General features: G+C 65.2%; 11 protein-coding genes. All 11 read right to left on the reverse strand.

All coding sequences use genetic code 11. The features are described from left to right. Positions 1-197: Wzz/FepE/Etk N-terminal domain-containing protein (locus tag AC1DW3_RS29960; RefSeq protein ID WP_477937808.1), on the reverse strand; the 197-nt coding region annotated here is incomplete at its 3' end. Between the two features lie 66 nt (positions 198-263). Continuing rightward, on the reverse strand, positions 264-833 hold the full coding sequence (locus AC1DW3_RS29965; protein ID WP_477937828.1) for an XrtA/PEP-CTERM system exopolysaccharide export protein: 570 nt from the start codon (positions 831-833) through the stop codon (positions 264-266). Positions 834-1,101: 268 nt separating this feature from the next. After that, entirely contained in the window at positions 1,102-2,625 is a 1,524-nt protein-coding gene (locus AC1DW3_RS29970) for an FAD-binding oxidoreductase (RefSeq protein WP_477937810.1), read from the reverse strand. A 25-nt stretch (positions 2,626-2,650) separates the two neighbouring features. Beyond that, positions 2,651-5,443: an XrtA/PEP-CTERM system TPR-repeat protein PrsT gene (gene prsT / locus AC1DW3_RS29975; protein WP_477937812.1), complete on the reverse strand. Its 2,793-nt coding sequence runs from the start codon at positions 5,441-5,443 to the stop codon at positions 2,651-2,653. 179 nt (positions 5,444-5,622) lie between these two features. After that, positions 5,623-6,558 (reverse strand): EDSAP-1 family PEP-CTERM protein, encoded by a 936-nt coding sequence (locus AC1DW3_RS29980; protein ID WP_477937814.1) that lies wholly within the window; start codon positions 6,556-6,558, stop codon positions 5,623-5,625. 191 nt (positions 6,559-6,749) lie between these two features. Then, positions 6,750-7,472, reverse strand: a complete 723-nt coding sequence (locus AC1DW3_RS29985) for a S1C family serine protease (protein WP_477937816.1) — start codon at positions 7,470-7,472, stop codon at positions 6,750-6,752. Positions 7,473-7,634: 162 nt separating this feature from the next. After that, a complete protein-coding gene (locus tag AC1DW3_RS29990; RefSeq protein WP_477937818.1) occupies positions 7,635-8,816 on the reverse strand; it encodes a PilZ domain-containing protein in 1,182 nt (393 codons plus the stop codon). Between the two features lie 150 nt (positions 8,817-8,966). Continuing rightward, the gene (gene prsT, locus AC1DW3_RS29995; RefSeq protein ID WP_477937820.1) at positions 8,967-11,759 is read right to left on the reverse strand and encodes an XrtA/PEP-CTERM system TPR-repeat protein PrsT; all 2,793 of its coding nucleotides are present in this window, start codon (positions 11,757-11,759) and stop codon (positions 8,967-8,969) included. Beyond that, the gene (gene prsR, locus AC1DW3_RS30000) at positions 11,756-13,117 is read right to left on the reverse strand and encodes a PEP-CTERM-box response regulator transcription factor (protein ID WP_477937822.1); all 1,362 of its coding nucleotides are present in this window, start codon (positions 13,115-13,117) and stop codon (positions 11,756-11,758) included. Before prsR ends, prsT (AC1DW3_RS29995) begins: the two co-directional genes overlap by 4 nt. Next, positions 13,114-15,228, reverse strand: coding sequence for an XrtA/PEP-CTERM system histidine kinase PrsK (gene prsK, locus AC1DW3_RS30005; RefSeq protein WP_477937824.1), 2,115 nt, complete (start codon positions 15,226-15,228; stop codon positions 13,114-13,116). The genes prsR and prsK overlap by 4 nt, the downstream gene beginning before the upstream one ends. A gap of 102 nt (positions 15,229-15,330) precedes the next feature. Beyond that, positions 15,331-16,245, reverse strand: a 915-nt coding sequence (locus AC1DW3_RS30010) for a TIGR03013 family XrtA/PEP-CTERM system glycosyltransferase (protein WP_477937826.1), incomplete at its 5' end; no start/stop codon positions are given.

Below are 16,245 nucleotides of genomic sequence, written 5' to 3' on the forward strand. Positions count from 1 at the left end.
GCCAGACCGGACATCAGCGGCTTCAGGATGGACTGGGTGTCCACGAAGATCCGGGCGCTGGCTTCGTAGCGGTCCGGCAGCACGAACACGACCACGGCGCCAACCAGGCCGGCGACCCAGGCCACAACCAGGCCGACCCAGCGGTATTTCCACATCCGCCGGACGATGATCAGAAGCTGACCAATCAGCAATTCCATGGAGAACGGTCTCGGTTAAAGCGATTGCTAGGAGAGGCTGGCAGACGCGAGCCCCTTCCCTTCAGTTCAGAACAGGCTCTGAGGAATGATGAGGATGTCACCCGGCCGCATCTCGACATTGGCCGACACGTCACCGCGCTTGATCAGGTCCTTCAGGCGCACCGAATACTGCTTGTTGCCTTCAGCCGTGCGCAGGATGGTGGCGCTGTTGCCGGATGCGAAGTCCGTCAGGCCGCCGACGGCGATCATCACGTCCAGCACCGTCATCTTCTGCTTGTAGGGCAGGAATTGAGGTTTGGCCGCCTCGCCGACAACGCGGATCTGCTCGCTGTACGGGCCGATGAAGTTGGTGACGATGACGGTGACGACCGGGTCGCGCACATATTTGCCGAGCTGCTTCTCGACTTCGCGAGCCACCTGCACCGAGGTCWTGCCTTGCACGACCATCTCGTCAACCAGCGGGGCAGCGATCTTGCCGTCCGGACGGACCGGCACGGACATCGACAACTCGGGGTTGCGCCAGACCTGGATGTTGAGGTTGTCGCCCGCGCCGATCAAATAGCTGTAGTCGTCGTTGGCCACCGTTGCGGGCGCGGCCGGATACGAGTCGCCACGCAGGCCGGCACAACCCGCCAGGAGGCCTGCGAGAACAAGACCAAGGCCAAGACCGAGTGCACGCAAGGCCGCCGGACGCGGCACCAGAACCGCAGGATGCAATGGTTTGAGAGCTTGATTCAAGGCTAATCCCCGTGTCGTTGTCACAGCCCGCACAAGCATGCGCTCGCCGCCAGCCAAAGGCCGAGAATGATGCCACACCGGCTTGGCCACGGCGGTGCCCACCCCCAAGGCAGAGGATGGCGCGCTAGATTTGCACGCAACGGTGCTTTTTACCGGCTGATGCCCGTCAACAAAGGTTATAGCGCCCCGGCGCGATGACGCCATCGGGATCCAGCGACTGCTTCAGCTTGGCCACGGTTTGCCAGTAGGGCGAGCTCGGGTCGACGATGCTGGGCATCATGTCGGCCCGTGYCCGATAGACCTCCAGGCGGTGCGATCGGATATGGGCGTGCAGGCGGTCAGCGCAGTCCTGCGCCCGGATTGACTCGGCCGCCGAAGCACGGTCGAACAATAGATTGGCAATCGCCACCAGCGAGTTTTCGGTTTCTATGTTGATGGTCACGAAAAGCTGAAAGCCGCATTCCGCCGCGAGCGCGGTCATTTCAGATATCAGCCGGGCCACGAACTGCCCATTCATGGGCAGTGCCGGATTGATATAGAGAATGCCGCAGTTCGATTGGTCCAGTTGCTCGGTCGGCAAATCGGTACGCCCGTAACGCCAGAGCAGGTTGTCGACGGCCGCATTGGTTGGCACGCCCGACGCCAGACCGTTGAGTGGCGTGACGGCGGCAATGGCCGCCGCCTGTGCCCGCGCCCACGGCAGGCCGCGCAAGGGGTGCAGCAGCGCGAAGCCCCTGGCAAGCTTCTGATCGGTGAAGGTCTTGACCGCCGCCAGGCCCGCCATGCGGCGTTTGACCTCCTTCAGCGCCGCACTGACCTGGGCCGCGGTGCCGCTGATGCCTCCCAGGCTGGTCCACTCGTGGGGCGCAACGAGCTGCAGGGCCTGCTGAGCCGCGACATCTCGCGCTTCACCGCTCATCTTGCAGTGCCGCTCGAGGTAGTCGCTGATCCCGTAGAGCAGGCTGGCGCGCGTGCGGGCCTGGTTGCCGACATGGGTGACGGAGCTCATGATGCGCTCGCGCTTCAGCTCGGCCAGCACGTCGATGAAGCGCCCGAGATCGGCGCTTCGACGCAGCGCCAGCGAGACCGCCACCTGGCTGGCAGGGCGAGGCATCAGGCGGAAGCAGGCGCTCGTGACGATGCCGAAATTGCCCTGGAAGAACAAGCCGTCCAGCATCGGTCCCAGGCCGAAAGGATGGCAATGGGCCAACGGCGAGTCCTCGCCGAGACGGCGAAAGCCGGTCTGGATGACCTCACCGGTGCCGATCACGACCTCCAAGCCGAACAGATCGTCGCGCCGCGGCCCCAGATAACCCACGCCACGGTCCAGGGAATTGCCGATCAGGCTGGTTTCCCGCGCCGAGCCGGTCACATTGAAAGTCAGGTCCGGGTGGGATTGCGCCAGGAATTCCTGCAACTGCCCCTGGGTCACCCCCGGCTCGACAACCGCAACCGGCCCGGCCCGGGAAATCTGCCCGGCATTCAGGATGGTGCGCATGCCGGACATATCCAGCTTGCGAATACCGGCAGGCAAAGGGCGCTCCGAGCCATAACCCCAGTTGCGCCCGGTGGCAACGGGATAGATCTTCCAGCCCTCGGCCCGCGCGGCGCGGACAGCCGCCTGAACGTCCTCGACGCTCTTGGGCTGCAGGACCGCCAGGCCCTGGCGCAGTTGCGAAGCGAAGTCCATGGCCGCGTCCTGCCCTGCCAATTGCTCAGAGCTTTTTCATCAGTTCATCCACATCGGCCTGACGGTCGAACTTGCCGCCCAGGGCCTGCAATGCCTTGAGCTCGACTTCCGCAGCGGACTTGTCGCCGGCCTGCAGCAGCAACTTCGCCAGATTCAGCCTCCAAAGCGCCGGCGCGCCAGGCACCAGGCTGATGAGCTTGCGCTGCACCTCGGCCGCGCGTGCCCATTGCTTCTCCGCGGCCAGGCCCAGCATCAGGGTATCGAGGGCATCGGCACTGGCAGGCGCCAGCTTGACCGCACGCTCGGCCATCTCCACAACGCCCGGGCGCTTGAGCCTGAGCATCATGGCGGCCATGTTGTTGGTGGCCAGCGCGTGGTTGGCATCCAGTTCCAGCACGGCGCGATATTGCTGCTCGGCCCCGTCCCAGTCCTGGCGCGCCATCGCGGCATCGCCCAGGGCCAGCCTGAAGCCCAGGTCAGCTGGATTGCTCTGCAGCCAGTCGCGCGCGAAGCGCGTGGCATCGGCGTCCCGCTTCGCCGCGACCAGGCTTTGATGCAGCAGTCCCGCCAGCGACGAGGCGTCACGCTTGTCGGCCCGCAGCTTGTCGATGCCGCGCTTGTAAACCGCGATGGCCTCATCCCAGCGGCGCTGCGTGCCATGCACCGCACCTTCCCACTGATAGCCCTGGGCCTGGGTGGGGCGTTGGCGCTGCACCTCCTTGGCAATCTCGAGGGCGGCCGGGAACCGTCCGGCACGCAGCTCCATACCGAACAGGATCTCCTGCGCCGCGAGGAGCTGGGGGTTGAGGGTCAGCGCTTGGCGCAGGCTGCGCACGGTATTGGCACGATCGCCGGCGCGCCGATAGGCGTCTGCAGCGCCCATGTACGGGGCCGTAGCCGATGGCTGAAGCTGCGCCTGTTTCGCAAAACTGGCCTGGGCCTGGGCACTCTCACCGACCGCCGACTGCGCCCGGCCGAGGGCATTGAACAACTCGGGATTGGAGTTCATGGTCGCGACTGCCTTCTGGCCGGCAGCCACCGCCGCGGTGTAGCTCTTCTGCAAGAGCAGATACTCGATCAGCATCTGGCGCGGCGCAGGATCGGAGGGATCCGCAGTGATGGCGCGGTCGAGCAGCGACGTGATCTCCGCTTGAGGGCCGTTCTGGGTCGCCATCACGTCGGCCAGGGACATCAGCGCCGCGACATTGCCGGGGTCCGCCTTCAGCACGGCTTGGAAGCGTCCGCGCGCGTCATCCGCCTTGCCATCGCGCAGATCCAGCAGCGCCAGATTGTTCATGGCCGGGATGTAGGAGGCATCGCGCTTCAGCGCCTCCTGGAAGGCGGCCCGCGCACCCGCGTTGTCGCCCTTGAGCATCAGAATGCGCCCGCGTGCGAACGGCCCTGCCGGCTTGCTGGGCTGCTTCCTTTCCACGGCATCCACCGTGGCCAGCGCCTTGTCCACCTCGCCCCGGGCCAGATAGGAGCTCATCAGCACCATGTCGGCGATCGGGCTGGCGTCCTGCTGGGAGATCGCAGCCAGCTGGCGCAAACCTTCCAACTCCTGACCCTTGGCGAGCAGGGCCAGCGCCAGGGCGGTCTGGGTCCGCGTGTCCTCCGGCTTGAGGGCCAGGGCCTTCTTGTAGAGGGCTTCGGCCTTCTGAGCCTCGCCCATCTGCAGATTGGCCTCTGCCGCCAGGGACAGCAACTCCACATCGGCCGGCGCACGCTCGAGCGCGCGCGCGACGGCCTTGAGGGCGAGCGGGGCCTGGCCCGATTGGACGTAGGCGCGGGTCAGCAGCTTGCTGGCCTCGTGCAGGTCGGGCTGCAAAGCCAGGGCCTTCTGCAACAGGGTGACGGCCTGGAAGCTGTTCTTCAGCTGCAGCTCGGCAGAAGCCGCGATATACATCGCACGAACGCTCTTGGGTGCGACCTGCAGGACCTGGGAGGTCAGGGTTCGCGCCTTCTGGAAATCGCCCTCAAGCAGGGCCAGTTCCGCTTCGTAGGTCTTGGAGACCGGGGCGTTGGGATGGGCCTTCTTCAGCAGTTCCACCTGCTTGCGCGCCGAGTCCATGTCCTTCTTGTAGAGATAGACCGCGATCAGCGATCCGTGCGCCTGGATGGCCTTGGGATCCAGCGCCACCGAGCGCTTGAAGGCCTCGGTCGCTCCATCGACATCATTCTTGCCATTGAGCTTGAGGGAGCCCTCAAGGTAGGCCGCCTCGGAACTCTTGGTGAACAGCTCCTTGTGACTTTGCAGCTCCTCAAGTGCAGCGTCCACGCCCTGCTTCAACACGATGGAGCGGACCTTGAACAGCAGCGCGGCCGGGTAGTCGGGCCGCGCCTGCAACGATCGCTTCAGCTCTTGCTCCGATTTGGCGGCATCGCCCTGGAATCCATAGGCCTTCGCCAGGGAGAGACTCAGGTCGGCATCCGCAAGCTTGTCGTCAAACCGCTTCGCGCCGAACTCTTCGATCACCTTCTTGGCTTGATCGAGAAACAACATGGCGCGTGCCAGCGGCGGAACGACCGCTTGATCCGGATATCCGGCAGCCTTCGCGCGCCGGAATTCGTCCTGCGCCGCCGCGAATTCAAAGTTGGCGAGCAGCGCCTCCGCCATCAGGAAGCGCGCCTCGGCAGATTGCGCGTTTTTTTCCAGCGCATTGCGAATCTGGATCACCGCCGCTGGCGTCTTGCCTTCGGCAAGATTCTTTCGCGCTGACGCGATCAGTTCGGCTTCCGTGGGCTCACGCACACAACCCGTCAGCGCCGCCAACACCACCGCCGTTCCCACCAAGCCAYGGTGCAACCCTGTTTTCATTGACACATGTTCTCCCACGGTTCTTTGACAGGTCACCCGAGGCATCTTTGATGGGTGATCGGCGCGCATCGTAACCGGGCAGATGCCGCTTCATACCCCGCAAGCGAATGGCGATTCACCAATGAAAAAAGCGCGGCAAGCCGCGCTTTTTTGTGAGCGGGCTTTCGCCCGATCAAGATTTACTGCTTCTTGGCGCGACGGCGGCCGACGGCACCAACACCCAGCAGGGCGGCGCCAACCAGAGCCAGCGATGCCGGCTCAGGAACCTTCAGGAAGGCGTCAGCGGTCACGGTCTGGCGAATCGACACCGTGTAGATACCCACAGCCAGGCCATCGGTCTCGGCTTGGAACAGACCGGTCGCGTTGTTCACGGTGAAGTCATCACCAGCGGCCAGGGCCGAACGGGTGGACGTCATGCGGAAAGCATCGGCGTACTCGGTACCGCCAGTGATGCCACCGGCTGCGCCGTTGGGGGCCCATTCGAAGACCGGGTCGCCGTTTTGGTCAACCAGCGAGATGACGAAGCTGTAAGCAGCGGTGGCCGTCGGCGGGACGATGCCGTTGCTGGACAGCATGGCGCGCAGATACGAGTTGGCGTCGAAGGCGATTTCGACCTTGGTACCAGCAACAGCGTTGTTCAGCGTGAAACGTGCGTTGAAGTTCACGTTGCCTTGCGTCGAGCCATCGCCCGACGGTGCCAGGGACACGATCGCGTCGGTCTTGGCCGTTGCGGTGGCCACCAGCGAGTTGCCGGTCTGGTCAGCGGTGGAAGCGGCGTACGTTGCCACGGGGTTGCCAGCCAGGATGGCGCCCGGCACATACGTGGCGGTGTTGCCAACCAGGGACTGCTGGCCGATCGCGCCGAACAGGCTGCCGTTGTCAACGACGCCGTTGAGCTTGGCGAACGAGTCACCGGTGGTCGTCGCGTTGGTGATGCCAACGACGCCGATCAGCGAGCCGTCAGCTGCACGGGTGGCGTTGCCGTTGCCCACTGCGAAGTGGAAATTGCTGACGTTCAGGACTGCTTGAGCGACGGCGTCGGCACGGGCGACCGTGGAGCCGCATGCCAGGGCGACGCCGGCAGCAAGCAGGGAGATGCGGGAGATGCTGTTCATTTGGACTCCTTCGGGGACCGAAAAGCGTTTAGACAGCATCACAAAAGCAGCTTGCGTGCCAACTTCGCGATTTTAAAAAAACTCGTTTCGAATCAACGACTTAAATTTTGAGCTCGTGACCGATTCCGCGACACCGTGCGTGGGTGTAAAAAAACTCGACAGGCCCTTGGACCCCTGCAGCGCCACGACGCTCATTTCGCCGCCCTGGCCGATTCGATCAGCGGCGCCAGCAGCGTGGCCGGGATGGCGTAGCTGATGCCGGTGGGTTGGGTCAGCGCCGATTCCTTGCCCGCCTTGGTCAGCACCATATTGACGACACCCACGACTTCGCCGCTTTCCTGGTCGAGCACAGGGCCGCCGCTGTTGCCCGGATAGGCGGTCGCATCGAGTTGCAGGATGTCGAAGCTGCCGGCCCGCAACTGCCGCAGGGCGCGTGGATCGAGGCTGCGCGAGTTGCTGGCCGGCAAGGAGATCGGCGTCACCGCGGAAACGATGCCGCGATGGCTCACCGTGGAGAAACCGAGCGCACCGCCCACGGGGAAACCCATCAGCAACACGGCGCGACCTTCACGCACCGTGGCGCCTGCAATGCGCAAGGCGGGTGCCGGCGGACCGTCGAATCTCAGCGCGACCAGGTCATGGACGCGGTCGAGCGCGGCGACCCGGGCAGGCTGAGGCAGGGCCCACTCGCCACCCACGGAGCGCACCTGGATGCTGACGCGCTGTTCGGCCTCGGTCACTTCCGGCGAAGGCAGGACATGGGCGTTGGTGATGACGAGCTTGCCGTCGTCCACGACGAAACCCGTGCCGCGAAAACCAAAGCGCGGGCTGTCGGTCGGCGAATAGGTGCCGACAAGGACCACCGACGGTTTGCTGCGCTCGATCAGGGCCGGCAGATCGGCAGCCTTGCCCACAACGGGCACAGCGCCGAGCAACAGTATCAGGTGACGCCAACTCGGGTTCATCGCATCCGATCGCAAGGGTGAAATGGACTTCAGACGCAAAGGCAGCGCCGCAGCATCCGTACATCTTGGCAGCGCCTGGCCGCGCTCAGGGGCAGGCGGCCGTGGTCAGGGCTACAAATCGCCTGCGACATGCTCGGTTTCGAGCGCGCTGACGGCGCGGCGCCAGACCTCGTCGGGCTCATCCACCCGGAAACCATAGAACTCGCCGGTATCGGAGTGGTGATGCCGCATCACCTTCACCTCCAGCGTGGCCCTGTCCTGCATGCCCAACTCCACCCGGACCGCGCCATCGGCACCCACCGGGATATCGAGCTTGGACTGCGCCTGGAAGCCCGACAGCGAGATCTCGATGACGGTCATCACGATCGAACGCTCACCGTCTTCGACCCGCACACGCAACTCGGCCGGGCAGCGCAAGGAGAAGCGCTGGTGCCGGCGCATCGGATGGAAGCCCGTGGCCGAGCCGCTCATCATGGGCAGCACGCTGCGGAACTCGGGCTGATCGTAGATGGACCACAGCAGGGCCTTGCGACGGTCGTCCATCTCTTCGAAGACCTGGCTGCGCTGATTGAAGAAATAGTCGAGGATGGCCGGCGTCAGGACCGGGTCGTTGGTCGTGAAATAGCGGCGCTTGGGCAGCTTGATGTTGGGCAGGCGCAGCTGGACGAAGTAATGGGAAAGGTTCTTGCGTTCCTTGCGCTTGCCATAGACGCGCCGGAATATCTCCTTGGCGACCGGCAGGTCCAGCGTGGCACCGACGGCCGGCGCACCATTGGCGAAGTCGTAGTTGTCGACCACCGTCTCCTGCAGTCTTTCAAAGAACAGCAGCGATTCGTAGAGCTCGATCTTGTCCGGATTGACCGCGATGACGAGGTGGCGGGTATCGAAGTACTCGGTGCAGTACTCGTACATGAACTTCATCAGCGGGAACAGGATGGCGCCGCCCGTCTTGCGGAAGTCGGGATGCACTGCCAGCGCTGAAATCTCGGCGATCTGGCCCTGTTTGGCGCGCACCTCGCTGAGGTCGAAGACCGACTGCAGCGGGAATCCGAACACGCCCTCGCGGATCATGGACATCGTGCCGACGACGCGGCCGTCGTACTTCGCGCAGAGCGTCGTCGTCGTGGGCAGCGCGTGGTACATCGTGACGCGCAAGCCCGACGGCGAAGGCTTCATGAAGCCACTGGCGACATAGGCATCGTGCAGGATGCGAAAGCAATCCTCCAGTTCCTCGCGGGTCTCGGCGACCTTGAGTTCAAGTCGCGCGTCGGGCGCAGGATCACAGTCGATCATGCCTCGATAGATGGCATGTCGCGTGTCCCGTGGCAGTCGCCCGAACAACCGGCGCATCGCCTGGTGCATCCGCTTGCGAAGACTCGCTTGCTTGATCTGCATGACAGCTCGTAAATGGAAATGACTGGAGCCGCAGCTCCCGATGCCGGACTAGAGCCCGGACATCAGCTTCTGTACCTCGTCCTGGCGAGGGAACGCCCCGCCCAACTGGGCCAGGCGTTCCAACTCCGCCTTCGCCGAAGCCTTCTGGCTATTCTTGATCAAGTATTGGGCCAGGTGCAGGCGATGCGTGGGCTGATCCGGATCGAGTTCGATCGCGCGCTTCTGCATCGCCAAGGCCTTGTCCCATTGCCCCGAGCTCGCCTGGATCTCGGCAACCGTGTCCATGAAGGCGGTGGCATTGGGCGCCAGGGCCAGGGCTTTCTCCGCGGTCTCGAGCGCGCCGGGCTTGCCGGCGCGATTCAACACCCAGGCCAGATTGTTCAAGGCCACCGCATGCCTGGGCGCGGCGGCAATCACCTTGCGGTACTCCTGCTCGGCCTGGTCGTAGTCCTTGCGCCCCATGGCCACGTCGCCAAGGTAGAAATGGAATGCCGGATCGTCGGGTTGCCTGGCCAGCCAGTCCGCCACCAGCTTGCCCGCTTCCGCGGATCGGTTCGCCGCGAGGAGCGCCCGATGCAGCTTCATCGCGGTCTCGACCATCGGGCGCTTGGCGAAACTGGCCTGCAACGCAGCCACTGCGGCGGGCTTGTTGCCCTTGGACGCCTGCAGATCGCCTTCGAAGGTCCAACCGTAAGGCTCGGACGGCATCAGGGTCTGCACGCTCTTGGCCTGAGCCAAGGCTTCGTCCATCCTGCCGCTGCGCGACAGCAGGGCGATCAGACTCGCTTGCACGGGCACGGCGTCAGGCTTGATGCCGACCGCCTTGCGCAACTGGGCGATGGCTGCAGCCACGTCTTTGCGCGCCAGATGCGCCTCGGACAGGCGCACCAGCGGTTCCGCCGTATTGGGCTGCAGCGCAGCCATCTTGTTGAACGCCTGGATGGCCTGGCTGAAGTTGCCGGCACTCAGCTCGGCGACACCCACCATCTCCTGGAGTCGGCCGCTGTCCGGAAAGCGGGTTGCCCCTTCATTGGCGACCAGGAGTGCGGCCTTGGCCTCGCCGCGCTCCAGCAACGCCGACGCCAGCGCAATACGCGGCACCTCGGCGTCCGGGAAGCGTTTGACGGCCGCTTCGAGCTGGGATTTGACGTCCTCCGCCTTGGCGCCGGCCCGTGCCCGCGCCGAAATCAGCCCGGTCAGCGCCTGCGCTGACTGCGGGTCGGCGGCCACCAGCTTCTCGTAGCGCGAGACGGCCGCAGCCGGCTTGCCTTCGTTCTGGTCCATCACGGCGAGGGCGGACACGGCGGGGAGATAGGTCGGCTGCAGACCGACGGCCATTTCGAGCTGAGCGCGAGCCTTGTCCGCATGCCCCAGGCGCCCTTCGACCTGCGCCCGCAGGAAGGGCGCTACCGGCGCATCCGGGTGTTTGCGTTCGATGGCATCGGCAGCAGCGAGCGCCTCGCTCATGCGACCGCCGCGCAGATGCGCCATGGCCATGACGACTTCGGCCTCGGCAGCGCCTTCGCCAGCCGCGGTGGCGATGCCCTTGAGCTCCACCATCGCCTGTTCGGTGCGACCTTCGCCAAGCTGGGCCAGCGCGAGCGCGGTACGACCACGAGCGTCCTTCGGGTTGACCTGTACCGCCTTGGCAAACATCTTCCTGGCGGCATCCCCATTGCCCATCTGCAGATAGGCATCTGCCGCCACCGAGTACACCTCCGCCGGCAGGGGCGCCCCGCCATCGAGCAGGGGTTGCACAAACGACAAGGCCTTGCGGGCATCCCCTGCCCTCAATTGCGCGCGCGCCATCAGCACGCGAATGCTGATGGGCGTCTTCGAGTTCGGAAGCGCCTTGCTCAGATACACGATGGCCTGCAAATAGGCGCCACGCTCGTACTCGACCGCAGCGGCCAAATGAAGAAAGCGCGGATTCCCCGACCCCGCCTTCAGCAACTGCTGGGATGCTTCGTATGCCGTCTTGAGGTCCTTGCGTTCCAGGGCCAGCAATGCGTTGAAATAGCGCCCCTGCAAGTTGCCGGGGGCCTGCTTTTCCAGCTCGGCCAGCTGCTTTTGAGCACCGTCAAAGTCACGCTGCTGCATCAGCAGGCCGACGATGCCCACGTGGGCAGTGCTGTTGGCCGGCTCCCGCTTCAGGGCCTCCCGGTAAGCCGCCATCACTTCGCCAGCTTCGGCACCGCTGCTCTGCAGCAGCTCGGCCTTTGACAGCCACGGCTGTGCGGATTCGGGATGCGCCTTCATCGTCGCTTCCACCTGCTCCATCGCGGCGGTCTTGTCGCCCGCGATGAGCAGCAGACGGGCAACGATCAGTTGCGCAGCGATGTTGCCGGGGTCGGCCTGCAAAGCCGCGTCTGCCGCAGCCCTGGCCTGAACATGCTCACCCCTGGACCCGTAGGCCGTGGCCAGCGCAGCCTTCAACTCCGACTGGCGCTTGGGATCAGCAAGCCGGACGTCTGCGTACTCGCCGATGAACTTGGCCACTTCGCCGCGCAGGATCAGCGCCGCAGCCATCACCGGCGCCAGGTCGTCGTTGTTGTAGCCGCCTTCCCTCGCCTTCGACAACTCGACCCAGGCCCCCTGCACATCGCCACTTTCCAGCAGCGCCTTGCCGAGCCAGAAGCGCGCCTCGACCAGCGAGGCATCCTTCTGCAAGGCATTCTTGAACTCGATGGCGGCGGCTTTGTATTCCGCCTTCTGCATGCGCGCCTTGCCAGACTCGAGCATCTGCGGCGCGGATGGGCCCATGCAACCGGTCAGCAAGGCGCCGATCACGAGCACTGCGCCGCCCAGCCGGACAGGCAACGAGCGCACCAGGACGCTCATTTGATCTGCAACCGATTCATCATGTCGTAAAGGGTCGGGCGGCTGATGCCCAGCAATTCGGCCGCACGGACGATGTTGCCATCGGTGCGGGCGAGCGCCGTGATCAGGGCCTGGCGTTCAGCGTTTTCACGCACGGTACGCAGGTCCAGCGTCGCGCTGTCGTCGGCGGGCGCCGCGCTGGCACGCAGGCCGAGGTCCGGGGCCGTGATGCGGTCTTCCTCGGCCATGATGACGGCGCGCTTGAGCATGTTCTGCAGCTCGCGCACATTGCCCGGCCAGCGATGGGTCTCGAGTGCACGCACGGCGTCGTCAGACAACGTCGGCACGGGCCGGCGCATCTCGGTCGCGAAGCGACGCGCGAAGGCGTGCGAAAGCAGGACCGGGTCGCCCACGCGATCACGCAGCGGCGGGATCTCGACGACGATCTCGGCCAGGCGGTAGTAGAGGTCTTCGCGGAAGCGGCCGTCGGTGATGCGCGTCTTCAAGTCCTGGTGGGTGGCGCCGACGACGCGCACGTCGATCGGGATCTCCTGGCGGCCGCCGACACGTTCGATGACCCGCTCCTGCAGGAAGCGCAGCAGCTTGGCCTGCAACGGCATGGGCAGGTCGCCGATCTCGTCGAGCATCAGCGTGCCGCCGTTGGCGGTCTCGATCTTGCCGAGGGTGGACTTGTTGGCGCCGGTGAAGGCGCCCTTTTCGTAGCCGAAGAGCTCGCTCTCCAGCAGCGTCTCGGGGATGGCTGCGCAGTTGATGGCGACGAAGCGGCCCTTGCGCTTGGAGGCGTCATGCAGGCCCTGGGCCAGCACTTCCTTGCCGGTGCCGCTCTCGCCGAGCAGCAGCACGGTCGCGTCGCTGGGCGCCACCTTCTCGATCATGCGGCAGACACGCTGCATGCCCGGGTCGCGGGTGATCAGGCCCGAGAAGACATCGCTGCTCTGCTGCATCTGCAGGCGGCGGTTCTCCTGCTGCAACTCATAGAGGCGGTAGGCACGCTCGACCGTCAGGCTGAGCACGTCAGGGTCGACGGGCTTGGCGAGGAAATCGTAGGCCCCCGTGCGGATCGCGCGCAGCGCGTTGTCCTGGTCGTTCTGGCCGGTCAGCACGATGACCTTCACGCCCGGGTCGAGCTCCAGCAGCTTTTCCAGGCATTTGAAGCCCTCGGACACCGAATCCCGGTCGGGCGGCAGGCCGAGATCCATCGTGACAACGGCGGGGCTGTGACGGCGGAACTGAAGCACGGCACTGGCGACGTCATCGGCAGTGACGGACTCGAAACGGTCCAGCGACCACTTGAGCTGCTTCTGCAAGGCCAGATCGTCCTCGACGATCAGCAGCGGCGCATGGCGGGGCGTGCTCATTGGACGTCCAGCGCCGTCAAGGGTGCGTCCGCCTGCGCATGGAACAGCGGGAGCAAAAGGGTCACCGTGGTGCCCCGGTTCAATTCACTCTGCACGCTGATCTTGCCTCCCAGTTCCTGTACGTATTGATAGCTCTCGTGGGCACCTATGCCCATGCCGCTGGCCTTGGTGGTCTGGAACGGCTTGAAGAGGCGATTCTGAATGAAATCCTCGCTCATGCCGCAGCCGCTGTCCTCCACGCGAACGCGGGCCTGGCTGCCCTGGGCATCCAGCGTCAGGCAGACGCGGCCGCTCGCCGGCGTGGCGTCGAAAGCGTTCTGCACCACGTGGCCGAGGACGCGCTCCACCCGCTCCGCATGGCCGCGCGTGCTGACGCCGCCCTGCAGCACCAGTTCCAGCACCCTGCCCTTGCTGGCAGCCGCCGCAGCCAGGCCCTTGGCGATCTGTTCCAGGTCGACCCCGCTGGTCACGCCGTGCGGCTTGTCACCCTCGCGCAGTTGCAGCATCAGCTGGCGCATCTTCTCCAGCGAGTTCTCCACCGTGTCCAGCATGTCCTGCTGGAACTCGGGGTTGTCGCGCAGGCGCTTGGCGTTCTTCATCATCAGCGAGAGCTGGGTGACGATGTTCTTCAGGTCATGCACGACGAAGGCGGACATGCGGTTGAAGGCATCGAACTTGCGCGCCTCCAGCAGGGCCTCCGTGGCCTGGGCCTGGTCCAGATAGCCCGAGGCCTGGCTGGCGGCCGTGCGCAGCAGGTCGCGCACTTCCCAGTTCAGCTCGACGACGGCGCGCGGCCGCCCCAGCACCGCAAAGCCGATCAGGGCGTCGCGTACCAGCAGCGGCACCAGCAGCCAGCAGCGCGGTTCCTCGGCCAGCCAGACCGGCAACTCAAGACCGGGATAGGCATCGGGGCGTTCACGGCATTCGTCCACGTCGACGATCCAGGCGCGCTCGCGCCAGAACGCGGCCAATGCGCCGTCGCGCGTCTCGCTGCCCAGCTGGGCGGGCAGGTTCCAGCGGGCGGCCTGCACGAAGTCGCCGCCGGCAGCGCGCTGCAGCCACAACATGCCGCTGGGGCTTTCGACCAGATTGGCCAGCGCACGCACGACGGTCTCGGCCGTGTGCTGCGGCTCGGCACTGCCGGACAGCATCTGCGTGAAACGCAGCCACTCCTCACGGTAGTCGTAGCGGTAGCTGAAGAAGTTCTTGCTGATGTAGACACGCAGGCGGGCGCGCATCGAGCCGGAGGCAATCAACAGTGTCAGCGCCACCAGCGCGACGAAGACCAGGGCGACGGACAGTGCCCGCCCCCATTCGCCGCCGGTGTAGCGCACGTAATAGCCCACGCCGGCCACCATCAGCAGGTAGGCGCCGACCAGCAGCAGCGTCGCCGAATGGAAGACCGCGGCGCGCGACACATGCAGCTTGCCAAGCCAGTCGGCATGGCGGCGGGACGCCACATAAAGCAAGGGCACCGCCGCTGCGTGAACCAGCGAGCGCACGCTGATCGCATCGCCGTCGAAACGCTGGAACAGCGCCGCCTGCGAGCCGATGAAGAGATCGAAGACGAAGATGGCGCCCAAGCCCAGGCAGACCGGCTTGGCATTCCAGCGCGCGTCGCCCGTCGCATTGCGCAGCATCTGCTCGACGAGGACCAGGCCCAACACCGCGAGGCCCAGAGCCGCGAAGGCCTGGGGACGGGCCAGGCTCTCGGCAGGCTGGTTCTCGCTCAACAGGATCAGCACCAGGCGCGCCAGCACCGCAACGGCGGTGATTGAGCGCACCCAACCCAGCCCCCCGCCACGCCGCGGCGGCGGCAGCAGCATCAGCATGAAGGCAAACCAGAAGCCGAAACGCAGCAGATCGAGCGTCGGAACGAGCCAGGTCGGCAGGCGATCCGACCAATGCCGCAGTTCGTCGACCAAGGCCAGGCCAGACCAGACGGCGCTGGTCGTCAATGCGGCCAGGAACACGACGGCGAGCAGCGAAACCGGCACGTTGCCGCGCAGCACCCGTTGCGCGAAGTAGAGCGCGAACAGCCCGTAGGCCACGCAGCAGATCAGGTCGCCGACGCTGCTCAGGGAGAGGAAGGGGGCAAGCGCCTCAACCATGGCACCTGGGGCAGATTCCAAATCGACTACGAGAGACATGCGTCATTCAAGCATGCCCCCGGCTTTCGGGGCATCGGCGCTTACGCCGAAGCGCCGTCGCGATCAGCGAGCGCCCTTGCCGGTCAGCACCACGGCCACCGTCTCCAGCATGATCAGCAGATCAAGGAAGAGCGAGTGGTTCTTGACGTAGTACAGGTCGTACTGAAGCTTCTCGACTGAGTCTTCGATGGTCGAGCCGTATTCATAGCGCACCTGGGCCCAGCCGGTCACGCCCGGCTTCACGCTGTGGCGCACGGCGTAATAGGGAATCTTGCTGATCAGTTCGTCGACGAAGAACTGGCGCTCCGGACGCGGGCCGACCATGCTCATCTCGCCCCACAGCACATTGAAGAGCTGGGGCAGTTCGTCGATGCGGACCTTGCGGATGAAGCGGCCGATGCGGGTCACGCGATCATCGTTCTTGGTCGCCCAGCGCGGCTTGCCATCCTTCTCGGCATCCGTGCGCATGCTGCGGAACTTGATGACGTTGAAGGGCACGCCATTCAGGCCGATGCGCTCCTGGCGGTACAGCACGGGGCCGCGCGACTCGAAGCGGATGGCAAAGGCCGTGACCAACATGATGGGCCAGGTCACCGCGAGGATCAGTGCGGCGAAGATGACGTCGCAAACACGCTTGATCGCGGCACGCAGCATGCCCTGGCTGAAACCATCGCCAAACACCAGCCAACCGGCGTTGACATGCTTGATGTTGATCTGGGCCAGCGTCTTTTCGAAGTGGGTGGCGATATCCACCACGCGCACGCCCGACAGCTTGCAGTCCAGCAACTGGCGCAGCGGCATGCTGCCGCCACGGCGCTCGCTCAAGGCGACGACGATTTCATCGACGTTGTGCTTCAGCGCGGCTTCCGTCAGGTTGGCGCCGTCGTTGATGATCTCGGCGCTCGGCACCTCGGGGTGCTCTTCATTCGGACCGGCGTAGAAACCGACGATCTGGGCATGCGGGTCGGAGGCTCGCAG

This window comes from Roseateles sp. P2_H4 (assembly GCF_056403315.1).

What these genes read in the sequence shown, in the direction of transcription:
- prsR (WP_477937822.1), bottom strand. Translation starts at nt 13,117, where the DNA reads ATGAGCACGCCCCGCCATGCGCCGCTGCTGATCGTCGAGGACGATCTG.
- prsT (WP_477937820.1), bottom strand. Translation starts at nt 11,759, where the DNA reads ATGAGCGTCCTGGTGCGCTCGTTGCCTGTCCGGCTGGGCGGCGCAGTG.
- AC1DW3_RS29990 (WP_477937818.1), bottom strand. Translation starts at nt 8,816, where the DNA reads ATGATCGACTGTGATCCTGCGCCCGACGCGCGACTTGAACTCAAGGTC.
- AC1DW3_RS29980 (WP_477937814.1), bottom strand. Translation starts at nt 6,558, where the DNA reads ATGAACAGCATCTCCCGCATCTCCCTGCTTGCTGCCGGCGTCGCCCTG.
- prsK (WP_477937824.1), bottom strand. Translation starts at nt 15,228, where the DNA reads ATGGTTGAGGCGCTTGCCCCCTTCCTCTCCCTGAGCAGCGTCGGCGAC.